This is a genomic window from Micromonospora aridisoli (genome assembly GCF_056150025.1).
Window position 1 is genome coordinate 54,692 of sequence record NZ_JAXCFK010000003.1, and the last position, 14,330, is coordinate 69,021.

The window sequence follows — 14,330 nt, forward strand, 5'->3', positions numbered from 1 at the left end:
GAAGCCAGGTATCGTTAGAACCATGGAACTGGTGACTGGCGAGCCGCTCGCGCTCGACTTCGTCAACACCCTCACCAGTCAGTTCGACGCGCTCGACGACCCCGAGCCCTGGCTGCGGCGCCAAGCGGCGAGACTGACCCCACCGGCGCGCCCACTCACCGGCGCGGAGCTGGCCGCTCTCCGGGTGCTGCGCGAACACGTCCGGGCGGCCATCGACGCGGTGCGGCAGGGCGCACCGCCGCCCCGCACCGCCATCGACGCGGTGAACCGGGCGGCACGGAGCGCCCCGGCGTATCCGGCGCTCGACCCGGACCTCCGGGTGCACGTCCGTCGAGACGGAAACGAGTCGGTCAGGCTGCTTGCCCAGCTCGCCGAGGCGACAGTGGAACTGCTCACCGACCCGAACGTGGGCAAGATCCGCGCCTGCGCGGGTCCGCAGTGCTGCCTGCTGTTCCTGCCCGCGCACCCCAGGCGCCAGTGGTGCTCACCGGCGCTCTGCGGCAACCGGGTACGGGTCGCTCGCTACTACCAGCGCCACAAGGGCGGCTGACGAATCGCGGGCCCGTCCCCGCAGGACGGGTGCGGCCCGGTCGACCGGGCCGCACCCGTAGGTGGCTGCGGTCAGGCGCCGAAGCCGAGGCGTTGGTTGGCCGACGTGGCGAGCTGGCGGATGGCGAGGGCGGCGTCCAGGGCGGCGACCGTCGAGGCCCAGCCCTTGTCCTCGGCGGAGCCGGGCAGGCCGGCGCGGTCGCGGGCCTGGTCGAGGTTGTCCACGGTGAGCACGCCGTGGGCGACCGGCTTGCCCTCGTCCAGGGCGACCCGGGTCAGACCGTCGGTGACCGACCGGCAGACGTAGTCGAAGTGGGCGGTGGCACCGCGTACCACCACGCCGAGGGCGACCACCACGTCGCAGCGCCGGGCCAGCGCCTGGGCCACCACGGGCAGCTCCACCGAGCCGGCCACCCGGGCCACCACCGACCGCGCCCCGCACGCCTGCGCGGCCGCCACCGCCCGGTCGAGCATGTGGTCGGTCAGCTCGCCGTGCCATCGCGCGGCGACCACGCCGACGGTCAGCCCGGCCGCGTCGACCGGAGCCGAACCCGGCTCCCCGAAACCCGCCATCTCTCCTACGCTCCGATCTCTCTGCCGGGGACCGGACGCCCCATCGGCGCCTCGGCCACCTCATCGAGCTGGTCGAGCAGGTGCCCCATCCGGTCCCGCTTGGTCCGGAGGTAACGTACGTTCTCCGGGTGCGGGCGCACCGGCAGCCCCTCCCGGCCGGTGATGGTCAGGCCGTAGCCCTCCAGACCGGCCCGCTTGGCCGGGTTGTTGGTCAACAGCCGCATCGACCGCACCCCGAGGTCGTAGAGGATCTGCGCACCGGTGCCGTAGTCCCGCGCGTCGGCGGGCAGGCCCAGGTCGAGGTTGGCGTCCACGGTGTCGCGGCCCTGGTCCTGCAACTGGTACGCCTGGAGCTTGTGCAGCAGCCCGATGCCGCGCCCCTCGTGGCCGCGCACGTAGAGGACCACGCCCCGCCCCTCGCGGGCCACCCGATCCAGGGCGGCGTTGAGCTGCGGCCCGCAGTCGCAGCGCACGGACGAGAAGACGTCGCCGGTCAGGCACTCCGAGTGCACCCGCACCAGCACGTCCCGGCCGTCACCGATGTCGCCGATCACCAGCGCCACGTGCTCGGCCGAGTCGTACTCGCTGCGGTAGCCCAGCGCCCGGAACACGCCGTGCTCGGTGGGCATCCGGGCGTCCGCGACCAGTTCGACCTGCTTCTCGGTACGCCGCCGGTAGGCGATCAGATCCGCGATGGTGACCAGGGTCAGCGAGTGCTCGGCGCAGAACTTCTCCAGGTCCGGCAGGCGCATCATGGTGCCGTCGTCGTTGACCAGCTCGCAGAGCACGCCGGCCGGGCGCAGACCGGCCAGCCGGGTCAGGTCGACCGCCGCCTCGGTGTGCCCGGGACGGCGCAGCACCCCGCCCGGACGGGCCCGCAGCGGCACCACGTGCCCCGGGCGGGCCAGATCCGTCGGCCCGGTGGTCGGGTCGGCGAGCAGCCGGATGGTGTGCGCCCGGTCGGCCGCCGAGATGCCGGTGCTGACCCCCTCCCGGGCGTCGACGGTCACCGTGTACGCGGTCTGCCGCCGGTCCTGGTTGGTGTGGTGCATCGGCGGCAGGTCGAGCCGGTCGCACTCGCTCTCGGTGAGCGGTACGCAGATGAAGCCCGAGGTGTGCCGCACCGTGAAGGCCAGCAGCTCCGGGGTGGCCAGCTCGGCGGCGAAGATCAGGTCGCCCTCGTTCTCGCGGTCGGCGTCGTCCACCACCACGACCGGACGGCCGGCGGCGATCTCGGCCAGGGCCTGCTCGATGTCGGCGAAGGTCATGCCGGCACCTCCTCCCCGTCGACCGTGCGGCCGCCCAGCAGCCGCTCCACGTACTTGGCCAGCACGTCCATCTCCAGGTTGACGGGGTCACCCACGGACCGGGCGCCGAGCGTGGTCGCCGACAGGGTGGTCGGGATCAGGCCGACGGCGAACCAGTCCGCGCCGACCTCCGCGACGGTCAGCGAGACCCCGTCGACGGTGATCGACCCCTTCTCGACGACGTACCGGGACAGCGCGGCGGGCAACCGGAACCGGACCGTCTCCCACCGCTGCGCCGGCTCGCGGGAGAGCACCTCGCCCACCCCGTCGACGTGTCCCTGCACCAGGTGGCCGCCGAGGCGGCCGCCCAGCGTGGCGGCGCGTTCCAGGTTGACCCGGTCGCCGGCGCGCAGCCCGCCCAGCGCCGAGCGGCGCAGCGTCTCGCCCATCACGTCGGCGGTGAACACCCCGCCGTCGACGTCGACCACGGTCAGGCAGACCCCGTTGACGGCGATCGAGTCGCCGTGTCGCGCGTCGGAGGTGACCAACGGGCCACGGACCGCTACCAGGGTCGAGTCCTGTGCCGTCGGGGTCACCCCGACGACCTCTCCCAGTTCCTCGACGATGCCGGTGAACATGCCTAGCCCTCCCTCTTCCGGGGCAGCGCGGTGATCCGCAGGTCGGGACCGACCTGCGTAACGTCGGTGATCTCCAGATCGATGGCCTCGGCGATGGTGGTCACGCCCGCGTCGACAAGTGCGGCGGGCCCGGCACCGAGCAGCCGGGGCGCGAGGTAGCCGACGACCCGGTCCACCAGGCCGGCGGCGAGGAACGCCCCGGCGAGCCGGGGGCCGCCCTCCAGCAGCACCGCCCGTACCCCTCGGACGTGCAGGGCGGCGAGCAGCGCCGGCAGGTCGACGCCACCGTCCGGGCCGGTGCCCACCTCGGCGGCGGTGGCCACCCAGGTACGGGCGGCGCCGTCGCGGACCCGGGCGTCGTCCGGCGTACGCCCGGCCGAGTCGACCACCACCCGCAGCGGCTGCCGGATGGCCAGGCTGCCGTCGCGCAGGTTGCGCACGGTCAGCCGGGGGTCGTCGGCGAGCACCGTGCCGACACCGACAACGACCGCGTCGACGGTGGCCCGCAGCGCGTGCACGTCCATCCGGGCCGCCTCGGAGGTGATCCACATGCTGGTGCCGTCGGCCGCCGCGGAGCGGCCGTCCAGGGTCGCCGCGTACTTCCAGATCACGTACGGCCAGCCCCGGCGCATCGCAGTCAGCCAGGCCACGTTGCCGCTCTCCGCCTCGGTGCCGCGTACCCCCAGGTCGACGCGGACGCCGGCGGCGCGCAACGTGGCGGCGCCGCCGGTGGCGACCGGGTTGGGGTCCGGTACCGCGATGACGACCCGGGCCACCCCCGCCTGGATCAGCGCGGTGCTACAGGGGCTGGTGCGGCCCACGTGGTTGCAGGGCTCCAGGGTGACCACCGCCGTGCCGCCCTTGGCCCGCTGGCCGGCCTGGGCCAGCGCGACGATCTCGGCGTGCGGTCCCCCGGCGTACGCGTGGAAGCCCTCGCCGACCACCTCGCCGTCGGCGTCGAGCAGCACACAGCCGACGACCGGATTGGGACTGGTCGTGCCGAGCCCGCGCGCCGCGAGTTCGATCGCGCGACGCATCGCCTCGTCCACGGAGACGCTCGCCATCGCCTGCCGTTGCCCTCTCGCTCGTTCGCGCGGGCGGGGAGCTCGGCCGGGTGGCCACGGGCAGGCAGCGGAATCCGGGTACGGCACAGCCGCCCCGGCCGGGACGCGCGCACGCCGGAGCCCGGCGAGCCACACGGCCCCCTTCCGTCCCGCGCGCTGTCTCCCATCCGGACTGTCTGGGCGCGGACGAACCGCACCCAACCGTCGGCCCCGGATTCTCACCAGGTCCACCGGGCGGACGAACCGCTCCCGGGTCGCGGGCTTACCACGGTCGGACCGTGGATCACCGCCGGTTCGGAATTACACCGAGTCCCGCCAGCGCGTGGTGGGTACTGAGCAAAGTCTTACACGTCCGGCCGCGCGCCGGGTCACCCGGGCGAGCTACTTCACATGACGGTGACCGGGGTCGGCGACGCCGCGTCGGCGATCCACCGCCACGTACGAGCCGGGTTGGCTCTTGGCCACGGTCTTCATCTCGGAGGCGATGGTCATCGCCTCCAGCGGGTTGGTGATGCGCTTGTCGGTGTCGGAGATCGCGACGCCGATGGAGAGGGTGACCAGCGCGGCCCGGCGGAGGTTGCCCCGCCGGTCCTTCAACTCCACGTAGCCGCGTTCCCGGTCGGTGGGGTCGTAGAGCGCGTCCGCCGCCTTCTCGAAGTCCGCCGACACCCGGGAGGTGAGCGGCCGCACCTGCTCCGGCGTGCACACGAAGACGAAGTCGTCGCCGCCGACGTGGCCGAGGAAGGCCGGTGGCAGCGCGACCGAGACCACCGCCCGGTGCAGGCTGCGGGCCAGTGCCGAGATGAAACCGTCGCCCCGGACGAACCCGTACCGGTCGTTGACGCTCTTGAACCGGTCGATGTCGATGTAGCCGACGGCGTAGTCCGCGCCACCCCGGACCCGGTCGGCGATCTCCCGACGGATGCGGCTGTTGCCCGGCAGGCCGGTCAGCGGCGAGACCTCCCGGAACTCCTTGTTGCGTCGCAGCGTGGAGCTGACCCGGGCCACCAGCTCCGCCGTGTCGAAGGGTTTGACGAGGTAGTCGTCGGCTCCGGCGCTGAGCCCGTGGACCTTGTCCACCGTCATCCCCTTGGCCGTCAACATGATCACTGGCAGGGCCGCGGTCATCGGGTCGGCGCGCAGCCGGCGGGTCAGTTCCAGCCCGTCCACCCGCGGCATCATCAGGTCGACAACGGCCAGGTCGGGCCGCTCCCGTTCGATCAGGTCGAGGGCCTCCTGGCCGTCGCCGGCGAGGATCACGTCGAAGCCGTGCAGCCGCAGGTTGAACTCGACGAAGCGGGCGATGTCCTCGTCGTCGTCGACGACGAGGATCACGTCCTTGCGATCGTCGTCGGTCTCCACGTCAGGCCCCGGCCGCCGCCGCGCGCTCGGCCAGCCCGCGCAGCCGGCGTACCGCCTCGGCGGGGTCGTCGGCGCCGTAGACGGCGGTGCCGGCCACGAAGGCGTCGGCACCCGCCGCGGCCGCCTGCTCGATGGTGTCGGCGGCGATCCCGCCGTCGACCTCGATGCGCAGCTCCAGGTGACCGGCGTTGACGTGCCGGCGCGCGGCGCGGACCTTGTCCAGCAGTTGCGGGATGAACCGCTGCCCGCCGAAGCCCGCCTTGATGGTCATGACCAGCAGCGTGTCGAAGCTCGGCAGCAGGTCGAGGTACGGCTCGATCGGGGTGTCCCGGTCGATCGCCAGCCCGGCCCGCGCCCCAGCCGCGCGCAGGTCCCTGGCCAGCGCCACCGGATCGTCACAGGCCTCGGCGTGGAAGGTGACGTTGTACGCCCCGGCGTCGGCGTAGCCGGGGGCCCACCGACGCGGGTCGGTGATCATCAGGTGCACGTCGAAGGGCAGCTTGGTGGCGGCCCGCAGGCTCTGCACCACGGGCAACCCGATGGTCAGGTTCGGCACGAAATGGTTGTCCATGACGTCGACGTGCAACCAGTCCGCGGCGTCCTCGACGGCGCGGACCTCCTCGGCGAGACGGGAGAAATCGGCGGCGAGGATGCTGGGCGCGACGATGGGCGGCGGTACGGTCACAGGGCCAGTGTACGAACGTTGCCGGCGGCCACGGCAGCGTGCCAGCAACCGGGACACCCCGTGACCCGGAGGTGACCAATGGTGCAGAATGACCCCCTTCGAACCGGTGAAACGGAATGAAGCTCGGCTTCGACTGGCTAGACGACCGATTCGCGGCAAGACTCCATCGGGGACGGTGACGGTATCGTGCAGGCCGGTGGGCACGGGAGCCGGCAGCCGGGCGGCTGCTCCCGGAAAGGGCGGACGATGCGACGGTGGCTCGCGGCACTGGCGCTGACCAGTGCTGCTGCGATGTTGCTCAGCGGCTGTGTGCGGCCGGGCGGGACCGACGGCGATCTCACCAACGACTGGCCGGCACTGCGGGCACCGACCATGTTCGTACCGGCCACCGACGCCTGCCTGCCCCGGATCACCTCGGTAGTCCAGGCCAGCACCTACGAGACCGTCGACTGCGCCCGCAACCACCTCGCCGAGACGGTGCACGTCGGCACCTTCACCGACGCCGCGGCCGAGGGCGAGCGGCCGGCACCGGGGTCGGCGGCGCTGCGTACCGCGCGGGCGGAGTGCGACCAGCGGGCCCGGTTGGTGCTCGGCGGCGACTGGCACACCGCCCGGTTGACGCTCAACATCTCCCTGCCGTCGGTACCGGCGTGGAACGGCGGTGCCCGCTGGTTCCGCTGCGACCTGAGCGAGACCGACAGCATCGACAACACCCGGCCGGTCAACCGCACCGGCAGCCTGCGCGGAGCGCTGATCGGCGACTCGCCGCTGGTGCACCGCTGCTTCGACCCGAAGCTGATCGGCGACAGCCTGAACTACATGGCCCCGGTGCTGTGCAGCGAGCCGCACGGTGCCGAGTTCGTCGGGGTCTACATCGAACAGGACATGAGCTGGGAGGAGTTCGTCGGCTCCTCCGCCCAGGCACACCGGCGCTGCATGGAACTGATCGCCGCCTTCGCCGACGTACCCAACAACGCCGACCTGCCCTACCGCGCCGGTTCCATCTTCTACCCGCCGTCGCAGCGGGAGTGGGAGGAGGGCGACCGGGGGGTGCGCTGCATCCTGTGGAGCGACGACCGCAAGCTGACCGGTTCGATGCGCGGTGTCGGGCCGCGGGGACTGCCCGTGACCTGACGGCTCCGACGACCGGCGCACGGTCGCGGGCGGCGTCGTCGCCGTGAGCCGGGGCTGGAGCCGGTGCCGTATGCTGCCGGTCCGACGGCGGGAGCGGGAGGTCGACGGGGATGCGACGAGTGTTGACCGGAGTCACGCTGGGCGTTGTGCTGACGGTGGCGTTGGCCGGCTGCACCACCACACCGGCGGGCACCGACGGTGACCTGGTCGACGGCTGGAGGCCGATGGGCGCTCCCGCGGTGTTCACCCCCGACTCCGGCACCTGCCACGCCCAGCCCCAGGACGTCGGCTACCTCAGCGCGTACGCGCCGGTGGACTGCGCCCAGCCGCACCGCGCCGAGACCCTGCACGTTGGCGCTCTGACGGAGGTGTCGGGACCACGCCCGCCCGCGCCGGGCAGCGCGGGGATGCGCACCGCCTACGGCGAGTGCGACCGTGAGGCCCGTCGGCGGCTCGGCGGCGACTGGCGGGCCGCCCGGATCGGACTCCAGGTCGTCCTGCCCTCGCCGAGGGCGTGGACCGGCGGCGCCCGCTGGTTCCGTTGCGACGCCCACGAGCTGCGCGCCCTCGACAACCCGGTCCCCCAGCGGCGTACCAAGAGCCTGGCCGGCGCGCTGGCCGGGTCGTCGCCGTTGCGGCACGGTTGCTTCAACGCCGAGACCAAGGGCGACGAGGTGACCGAGATGGTCGCCGTCAAGTGCAGCGCGCGCCATCGGGCCGAGTTCATCGGCATCTGGTCGGCCCCGAAGACCGGCTACGCGGCGTTCCTCAAGGACGCCGAACGGAGCCACCGGGCCTGCCGCAGCATGATCGCCAAGTACGCCAAGGTCCCGGACGACAGCAACCTCAAGTACCGCGTCGGCACCATCCTCTACCACCCGGAGCAGGACGAATGGCGCAACGGTAACCGGGGCGTGCAGTGCTTCCTGTGGATCAGCAACCGCACCCTCACCCGGTCGGTCAAGGGCGCCGGCACCGGACTGCTGCCGATCAACTGATCGCCCCGGCGCGCCCACGCGGCAAGGCGCGAGCGTGGTGGGTGTTGCGTCCGTTCGCTGACGACAAAGCGCCCGCCCCCGCATGGGGACGGGCGCTCGGGTGCGGGTCGGGCGCTCGGGTGCGGGTCGGGGTCAGGCCCGCTCGGCGAGCTGGGCGACGAACGATCGCCAGGCCGCCGGGGCGAAGACCAGCGCCGGACCGGCCTGGTCCTTGGAGTCCCGGACGCCGACGACGCCGGGAAGGTTGACGGCGACCTCGACACAGTCGCCGCCGTTCGAGCTGCTGCGGGTGCTTGTGCGCCACACGGCGCCGGTCAGGTCAGCCATGATCGTGCCTCAAGGAAGTCGATGGTCTGGCGACGCGGCAGCGCCACCGAGCGCAGCGTATCCCAGATGGACCAGAGCGCGGCGGTGTCGTTGGTCAGCCGCCCGGCGGCCTGGTCGTCCAGGTACGCGACGTCGCCGTCCTCGGTCGTGGCGATGACGAACGGCCCCGCCTGCCCGGCGTGCAGGCCGGCGTCCAGCGGCAGCACGTGCAGCAGGATGTTGGGCCGCTGCGCCAGTTTCACCAGATGGTCCAACTGTGGATGCATGATGTCCGGGGCGCCTCGCCGGAGGGCGGACTCGTCGATGACCGCGACGAGGAGCGGCGGCCTGCGCCGTTCGAGCACCGCCGACTGCCGACGCATCCGGGTCTCGACGTAGTCGGCCACCTCGTCCGGGCCGAGCAGCCCGCTGCTGAGCACCGCCGCGGCGTACTCGGGGGTCTGCAACAGCCCCGGGACGACCGCGACCTGAAAGGACCGCAGCGCGGTGGCCTGCAACTCCGTCTCCACCCAGGGCCGCAGCCAGGCCGGCTCCCGCCGCCGCAGAACGTCCGGCCAGATGTCCTCGATGTCACGCCCGAGCGCCGCGGCCGCCGCCGCACGGTGCCGAGGGTGCGGCACCCGTCCCGGTGTGACCCACCGCGCGACCGTCTTCGGATCCACGCCGATCTGTTCGGCAAGGCTCTCGGCGGTCTCCCCCGTGTCGGCCATCGCCGCCCTCAGCGCCTGATTCATGCCCACCTCCCGTGGAACGTCCTCAACGTCTACAGAACGAACACCGACGCCCTGTAGTCGTCCACATTCGATGGGCAATGTTTCTGGTGGGCGGCGCGCGCGGGCCTGGAGACGGTAGATCCGCTCGTCGTGTCGCCGGGGGTCGCCCCTGGGCGAGCAGACCGGGGCGACCCCCTCCAATCACGACGGAGGAGGTACCCGTGTGCGTGCGAGAACCGGCGCGTGGCAGGTGACCGGGCGGGAGGCCGGGACGCCCCGGGTCCACCCCGGCGTGTACCTGCTGACCCGGGAAGCGTCCCCGCAGTTCCACCAGCCGATCCTGGTCCGGGTGATCCGGCAGCTCGACCGCCCGACGTACGACGGCTGGGCGTGGATCGACGTCTACCAGCTCGACCGGCACGGGGACGCCACGCAGCGGCGGGCGCTGTTCCTGCGGCCGGCGGGAATGCGGCCGGTCAACGTGCCGCCGGTCCCGTACGCCGAGCGTCGCTCCCGGCCGCGCTCCGCCGCCGCGAACGTGACCGGGTGAACGGCCGGATAGCGGACCACGTCCCGTCCCGCCCGACGTGGCGGTGCCAAGCGTGCGGTATCCCCTGGCCCTGCTCGCCGGCCAAGCTGCGCCTGCTCGCGCGGTACCGGAACGACCGGCCGGCGCTCATGGTCCGCCTGATCCAGTTGCGCGAGGAGGCCGCCGGACAGCTTGCCGGATCCGGCGAGGACACGGCAGGGCTGCACCGGCGGTTCACCGACTGGGTTCCCTGACCCCACCGGAGGCGGCGGGGTGAGGGATCAGGTGCGGCGCAGGACGGCGAGGAACATCGCGTCGGTGCCGTGCCGGTGCGGCCAGAGCTGCACCGTCGGACCGTCCCCGAGCCCCGGCATGCCGGCCGGCAGCAACGGCCGCGCGTCAACGAAATCCACCGGTACGCCGCTGCGACGGGCCGCCTCCGTCACCGTCACGTGGGTCTCCACGGTGTGCGGTGAGCAGGTCACGTAGGCCACCACCCCGCCGGGGCGGGCAGCCCGCAGCCCGGCGGCGAGCAGCTCCCGCTGCAGCCGGGTCAGGGCCGACAGGTCGGACGGCTGACGCCGCCAGCGCGACTCCGGCCGGCGGCGCAGCGAACCGAGCCCGGTGCACGGCGCGTCGACCAGTACCCGGTCGAAGTGTTCCTCCGGCAGCTTCGCCTCGGTGCCCACCAGCCGACCGTCGGTGTGCAGCACCGTCACCGGCAACCCCCGGGTCGCGTTCTCGACCAGCCGGGCCCGGTGTTCGGCCACCTCCACGGCGGTCAGCCGCGCGTTCCGTTGCGCGGCGAGGGCCCCGAGCAGCCCCGACTTGCCGCCAGGCCCGGCGCACAGGTCGAGCCAACGGCCGTCCGGGCCGTCCACCGGCGCGACGGCGAGCGCGTTCGCCACCAGCTGGGAGCCCTCGTCCTGGACGTGGGCCCGACCGTCGGCCACCGCCGCCAGCTCACCCGGTGCGCCGCCGCCGAGATAGACGGCGTACGGCGAGAAGGCGCCGGGCGCACCGCCCACCTCATCGGCGAGGTCGACCGGATCGGCGAGGCCGGGCCGGGCGCACAGGTGCACCGGCGGGCGCTCATTGTCCTCGATGAGCAGGCGGGTGGTCTCGCCGAGATCGCCGCCGAGCGCCTCACTGAACGCGCGGACGATCCACTGTGGATGGCTGTACGCCAGGGCGAGATGACCGATCGGGTCGCTCTCGACCGGCGGCGCCAGCCGGGCCACCCACTCGTCGGCGTCGCGCGTGGCCACCTCGCGCAGCACCGCGTTGGCGAACCCGGTGGCCCCCTGGCCGACCGCCCGCACCAGGTCGACCGTTGAGGAGACGGCCGCGTGCGCCGGCACCCGGGTGTGCAGGAGCTGGTACGCGCCGATGCGCAGCGCGTCGCGCACCGGCGGGTCGATCCGCTGCACGTCCCGCCCGGCCGCGGCGGTCAGGATCGCGTCGAGGGTGCCCAGGTGGCGCAGGGTGCCGTAGGTCAGCTCGGTGGCGAAGGCCGCGTCCCGGCCGGTCAGCCCCGCGTCGCGCAGGATCGTCGGCAGCACCAGATTGGCGTACGCGTCGTCGCGGTGCACCGCCGCGATCGCCTCGTACGCCGCGAACCGGGGCCGGTCGGAGGGCAGTTGCCGGCCCCGACGCTCCCCGCCCCGGCGGGCGGCGGTGTCCCTCACGCGAACTCCTCACCGGCACCGACGCGGGCGCCGCGCGCCCAGTCGGTAGCCGGCATGGCCCGCTTGCCGGCCGCGCGTACCTCGCCGAGACGAACCGGCACGGTCGCCGTGCCGGCCAGCACCCGCGCCTTTTCCACGAGCAGCTCACCGGGCTTGAGGTCGGGCGCGTCTGGTGCCGGGGTGACCGGGCCGAGCTTCACCCGCTCGTCCCGGAAGGTCGTCCACGGACCAGGGGCCGGGGTGCAGGCACGGATGCGCCGGTCCACCGCGAAGGCGGGGTCGCTCCAGCGCACCCGGGCGTCCTCGACAGTCAACTTGGGGGCCAGCGAGACTCCGTCGGCGGGCTGCGGCTCGGCCCGGCCGGTGCCGTCCTCGATCGCGTCCAGCACCGCCACCAGCAGCCCGGCACCGCTGTGCGCCAGCCGCTCCAGCAGGTCCCCGGAGGTGTCCGCCGGGCGGATCTCGTCGGTGAGCGTGCCGTAGACGGGACCGGTGTCCAGCCCCTCCTCCAGTTGGAAGACGCTGGCCCCGGTCACCTCGTCGCCGTGCAGCACGGCGTGCTGCACGGGCGCGGCACCACGCCACGCCGGCAGCAGCGAGAAGTGCAGGTTCACCCAGCCGTGCCGGGGAATCTCCAGCGCGACGGGCGGCACCAGCGCGCCGTAGGCGACCACCGGCACGCAGTCGGGGGCCAGCTCACGCAGCCGGTCCAGAAACTCCGGCTCCCGGGGACGGGCGGGGGTCAGCACCTCGACGCCCTGCTCGTCGGCCCAGGCGCCGACCGGGGAGCGGACCAGTCCCCGGCCACGCCCGGCGGGCGCGTCCGGCCGGGTGACCACGGCGACCAGCTCGTGCCGGGAGGCGGCCACGGCGGCCAGGGCGGGGACGGCGACGGCCGGCGTACCGGCGAAGATCACGCGCATCGGTTCACCGCCCCAGACCGAAGGGACTGCCGGCGGCGTGCGGGCTCAGCTTGACCGTCGGCGGGGCGGCGGCGTCGTACCACTCGGCCTGACGGATCGCCTTCATCGCCTCCTTGCGGCCGGCCGGGTCCAGCCGGTCGACGAAGAGCACCCCGTCGAGGTGGTCGGTCTCGTGCTGCACGCAGCGCGCCATCAACCCGGTGCCGACGATCTGCAACGGGTCGCCGTAGCCGTTGAAACCCTTGGCGATGACGTTCTGCCGGCGCTTGGTGTCGAAGTAGAGCCCGGGGATGGACAGGCAGCCCTCCGGGCCGTCCTGTTCCTCCTCGTCGGGAAACTCCAGCACCGGGTTGACCAGGTGGCCGAGCACGTCGTCGACGTCGAAGGTGAACACCCGCAGGCCCACGCCCAACTGCGGCGCGGCGAGGCCGGCGCCGCTCTGCTCACGCATGGTGTCGGTCAGGTCGGCGATGAGCTTGCGCAGCTCGACGTCGAAGTCGACCACCGGATCGGCCGGCGTGCGCAGCACCGGATCCCCGAACAGACGGATGGGCTGGACGGTCACGCGGGTTGGCTCCTTCGCGGCGGGACGGGAGTGCCGTACCAGTCTACGGAGTGCCGGTTGCCGTGCCGGCCGGCGTACCACGATCCCCGGCCGGCAGCGGTTCACCGACGGTGACCGGCAGGCGGTCGTACCCGCGCAGCGTCAACCTGATCCGACGCCGGGGCTCCCCGGCCGGTGCCAGCGCCGGCAGCCGGCGCAGCAGCGCCGGGAAGGCGACCTGCGCCTCCAGCCGGGCCAGGCCGGCACCCAGGCAGTAGTGCGGCCCGGCGCCGAAGGAGAGCGGGTTCAGTTGCGCCCGCCACGGGTCGAACCGCTCCGGTCGCGGATACCGCCGGGGGTCGCGGTTGGCCGCGCCGAGCAACAGCAGGATCCAGCTGCCGGCCGGCACCTCGACGCCGCCCAGCCGGACGGGTGCGCCGCTGGTGCGGGTGGTCAGCTGCACCGGCGAGTCGAACCGGAGCAGCTCGTCCACGTACGCCGGGGCGTGCTGCGGATGCTCGCGCAGCACGTCCGCGTCGCGGGGGTGGGCCAGCAGCACCGCCAACCCGTTGCCGAGCAGGTTGGTGGTGGTCTCGAACCCCGCCACGAGCAGGATCATGAGGTTGGCCAGCAGTTCCTCGCCGGTGAGCCGGTCACCGGCGTCGTGCGCCTGCACCAGCGCGGTGGTCAGGTCGTCGCCCGGCCGGCGTCGCCGGGCGGCCACCAGCTCGGTGAAGTAGTCCCGCAGCTCGGCCGCGCCGGCATCGGCCACGGCCAGCTCCGCCGCGGTGATCTCAGGCTCCAGGACGCCGGTCAGGTCGGCCGTCCACCGCCGGAACAGGGGACGGTCGGCGGCGGGCACGCCGAGCAGTTCGCAGATCACCCCGACCGGTAGCGGATAGGCGAACTCGGCCATGAAGTCGACCGGGACGCCGCCCCGGCCGGCCGCCGCCATCGCGTCGATCAGCTCGTCCGTCTGCGCCGCGATCACCTCGCGCATGGCACCGATCCGACGCGGGGTGAAGGCACCGGCGGCGAGCCGGCGCATCCGGCTGTGGTCGGGCGGGTTGGTCCGCAGCATCGACCGGGCGATCGACGACACGGACGGGCTGTCCCGCCAGTCCGGCAGGATGCCGTCGCGCAGATGGTCGTCGAGCACCCGGATCCGGGCGTCCCGGAGAAGTTCGTCGGCCTCGGCGTGGCCGGTGACCGCGTACAGGCCCGGCCCGGCCGGCACGATCGGACCGTGCGCACGTAGCCGCTCGTACGCCGGGTAGGGGTCGATCCGCCCTTCGGGCGACATCAGCGACGCGAGCGCCTCGGCGGCGTCCATTCGGCCTCCTCGGGTGTCGGAGG

Annotated in this window: 16 protein-coding genes, 1 pseudogene and 1 riboswitch; of the genes and pseudogenes, 5 read left to right on the forward strand and 12 right to left on the reverse strand. The window is 73.4% G+C overall.

Annotated features, from left to right (window positions below):
- The first annotated feature begins 22 nt into the window (after nt 1–22).
- Nucleotides 23–550, forward strand: coding sequence for a CGNR zinc finger domain-containing protein (locus SM447_RS07200; protein WP_474571956.1), 528 nt, complete (start codon nt 23–25; stop codon nt 548–550).
- A 71-nt stretch (nt 551–621) separates the two neighbouring features.
- Here SM447_RS07200 and ribH read toward each other — a convergent pair whose 3' ends face one another.
- The 6 genes from ribH to rpe all read right to left on the reverse strand — a co-directional run bounded on the left by ribH (nt 622) and on the right by rpe (nt 6,118).
- Entirely contained in the window at nt 622–1,122 is a 501-nt protein-coding gene (gene ribH, locus SM447_RS07205) for a 6,7-dimethyl-8-ribityllumazine synthase (protein WP_474571957.1), read from the reverse strand.
- 5 nt (nt 1,123–1,127) lie between these two features.
- Nucleotides 1,128–2,390 (reverse strand): bifunctional 3,4-dihydroxy-2-butanone-4-phosphate synthase/GTP cyclohydrolase II, encoded by a 1,263-nt coding sequence (locus SM447_RS07210; RefSeq protein WP_474571958.1) that lies wholly within the window; start codon nt 2,388–2,390, stop codon nt 1,128–1,130.
- Nucleotides 2,387–3,007, reverse strand: coding sequence for a riboflavin synthase (locus tag SM447_RS07215; protein WP_474571959.1), 621 nt, complete (start codon nt 3,005–3,007; stop codon nt 2,387–2,389). The genes SM447_RS07210 and SM447_RS07215 overlap by 4 nt, the downstream gene beginning before the upstream one ends.
- A gap of 2 nt (nt 3,008–3,009) precedes the next feature.
- The gene (ribD, locus tag SM447_RS07220; protein ID WP_474571960.1) at nt 3,010–4,071 is read right to left on the reverse strand and encodes a bifunctional diaminohydroxyphosphoribosylaminopyrimidine deaminase/5-amino-6-(5-phosphoribosylamino)uracil reductase RibD; all 1,062 of its coding nucleotides are present in this window, start codon (nt 4,069–4,071) and stop codon (nt 3,010–3,012) included.
- Between the two features lie 151 nt (nt 4,072–4,222).
- A riboswitch (FMN riboswitch) is annotated at nt 4,223–4,395 on the reverse strand.
- Nucleotides 4,396–4,452: 57 nt separating this feature from the next.
- Nucleotides 4,453–5,433 carry a response regulator gene (locus SM447_RS07225; RefSeq protein WP_474571961.1) on the reverse strand — a complete coding sequence of 327 codons (981 nt, stop codon included), beginning with the start codon at nt 5,431–5,433 and terminating at the stop codon, nt 4,453–4,455.
- Between the two features lies 1 nt (nt 5,434).
- Nucleotides 5,435–6,118, reverse strand: a complete 684-nt coding sequence (rpe, locus tag SM447_RS07230; protein WP_474571962.1) for a ribulose-phosphate 3-epimerase — start codon at nt 6,116–6,118, stop codon at nt 5,435–5,437.
- 246 nt (nt 6,119–6,364) lie between these two features.
- Here rpe and SM447_RS07235 point away from each other — a divergent pair, with 246 nt between their 5' ends.
- Nucleotides 6,365–7,252, forward strand: coding sequence for a septum formation family protein (locus tag SM447_RS07235; protein ID WP_474571963.1), 888 nt, complete (start codon nt 6,365–6,367; stop codon nt 7,250–7,252).
- A gap of 110 nt (nt 7,253–7,362) precedes the next feature.
- A complete protein-coding gene (locus SM447_RS07240; RefSeq protein ID WP_474571964.1) occupies nt 7,363–8,250 on the forward strand; it encodes a septum formation family protein in 888 nt (295 codons plus the stop codon).
- Nucleotides 8,251–8,382: 132 nt separating this feature from the next.
- Here the strand turns inward: SM447_RS07240 and SM447_RS07245 are convergent, their stop codons facing one another.
- Nucleotides 8,383–8,577, reverse strand: coding sequence for a DUF397 domain-containing protein (locus SM447_RS07245; protein ID WP_474571965.1), 195 nt, complete (start codon nt 8,575–8,577; stop codon nt 8,383–8,385).
- Complete coding sequence (locus tag SM447_RS07250) at nt 8,565–9,311, reverse strand: Scr1 family TA system antitoxin-like transcriptional regulator (RefSeq protein WP_474571966.1); 747 nt, start codon at nt 9,309–9,311, stop codon at nt 8,565–8,567. Before SM447_RS07250 ends, SM447_RS07245 begins: the two co-directional genes overlap by 13 nt.
- Nucleotides 9,312–9,513: 202 nt before the next feature.
- Between SM447_RS07250 and SM447_RS07255 the strand changes: the two genes are divergently transcribed.
- Entirely contained in the window at nt 9,514–9,840 is a 327-nt protein-coding gene (locus SM447_RS07255) for a hypothetical protein (protein ID WP_474571967.1), read from the forward strand.
- Entirely contained in the window at nt 9,837–10,073 is a 237-nt protein-coding gene (locus tag SM447_RS07260) for a flavin reductase (protein ID WP_474571968.1), read from the forward strand. The genes SM447_RS07255 and SM447_RS07260 overlap by 4 nt, the downstream gene beginning before the upstream one ends.
- 27 nt (nt 10,074–10,100) lie before the next feature.
- Here the strand turns inward: SM447_RS07260 and SM447_RS07265 are convergent.
- From SM447_RS07265 to SM447_RS07280, 4 genes and pseudogenes are all read right to left on the reverse strand, one after another.
- A pseudogene (locus SM447_RS07265) lies at nt 10,101–11,526 on the reverse strand (RsmB/NOP family class I SAM-dependent RNA methyltransferase).
- Nucleotides 11,504–12,430: a methionyl-tRNA formyltransferase gene (gene fmt, locus SM447_RS07270; RefSeq protein ID WP_474571969.1), complete on the reverse strand. Its 927-nt coding sequence runs from the start codon at nt 12,428–12,430 to the stop codon at nt 11,504–11,506. The pseudogene SM447_RS07265 and the gene fmt overlap by 23 nt, the downstream one beginning before the upstream one ends.
- Nucleotides 12,431–12,434: 4 nt before the next feature.
- The gene (gene def / locus SM447_RS07275; RefSeq protein ID WP_474571970.1) at nt 12,435–12,995 is read right to left on the reverse strand and encodes a peptide deformylase; all 561 of its coding nucleotides are present in this window, start codon (nt 12,993–12,995) and stop codon (nt 12,435–12,437) included.
- A gap of 43 nt (nt 12,996–13,038) precedes the next feature.
- Nucleotides 13,039–14,307, reverse strand: a complete 1,269-nt coding sequence (locus SM447_RS07280; RefSeq protein ID WP_474571971.1) for a cytochrome P450 — start codon at nt 14,305–14,307, stop codon at nt 13,039–13,041.
- Between the last annotated feature and the right edge of the window lie 23 nt (nt 14,308–14,330).